Annotated in this window: 1 protein-coding gene; it reads left to right on the forward strand. The window is 71.6% G+C overall.

Translation table 11 applies throughout. The annotated features are described in order from the left end of the window. Positions 1–58: 58 nt before the first annotated feature. Positions 59–888, forward strand: a protein-coding gene (locus ACRYR7_RS25565) for an IS5 family transposase (protein WP_432575201.1) whose coding sequence is annotated in 2 segments (ribosomal slippage) — positions 59–422 and positions 422–888 — 831 coding nt in all. Because the reading frame shifts where the segments join, the coding sequence is not laid out codon by codon here. Positions 889–905 lie beyond the last annotated feature (17 nt).

Below are 905 nucleotides of genomic sequence, written 5' to 3' on the forward strand. Positions count from 1 at the left end.
CTAATAACTCGTTTCACTATGAGTTGCGGGGCCACTGCCGCCGTCGCAGCCTGAGGGCATGACCGACGAGGCCCTGCCCGAGCGAGTCGTGGAGCTGGTCCCGGATGCCTTGTGGGAACGGGTGCAGCCGCTGCTGCCCGAGCGCCCGCCGCGCCGGTACCGCTACCCCGGACGCCTGCCGCGCGATGACCGCGCCGCGCTGGCCGGGATCGTGCACGTGCTGATCACGGGCTGCACGTGGGGGCAGGTGCCGACCGAGCAGTTCGGCTGCTCGGGGGTCACGTGCTGGCGCCGGCTGCGGGACTGGACCGAGGCCGGGGTGTGGCCGCGCCTGCACCAGGTGCTGCTGGAGGAGCTGCGCGCCGCCGGGAAGCTGGACCTGGAGACGGCGGTGGTGGACGGCTCGCACGTGCGGGCCCTCAAAGGGGGGCTCACACCGGCCCTTCACCGGTAGACCGCTCCCGCAACGGGTCCAAGCACCACCTCTTGACCGATGGTGGTGGCGTTCCGCTGGTCGTGACACTGACCGGCGGCAACCGCCACGACGTGACCCAGCTGCTGCCCCTGGTCGACGCCTTCCCGATCGTGCGCGGTGTCCGCGGCCGCCCTCGCCTGCGCCCGCGCTACCTGTTCGCCGACCGCGGCTACGACTACGGCGTCTACCGCCGTGCCCTGCGGGCACGCGGCATCGTGCCGCGCATCGCCCGCCGCGGCGTCGGGCACGGCTCCGGCCTCGGGCGCACCCGCTGGGTGGTGGAGCGCACCTTCGCCTGGCTGCACCAGTTCAAGCGGTTGCGGATCCGCTACGAGGTGCGAGCCGATCTGCACCTGAGCCTGCTGCAGCTGGCGTGCGCGCTCATCTGCTACCGCAAGCTCCCAACGTCATAGTGAAAGGAGCTGTAAGG

The organism is Kineococcus gurbantunggutensis (genome assembly GCF_050871925.1).
GTDB lineage: Bacteria > Actinomycetota > Actinomycetes > Actinomycetales > Kineococcaceae > Kineococcus.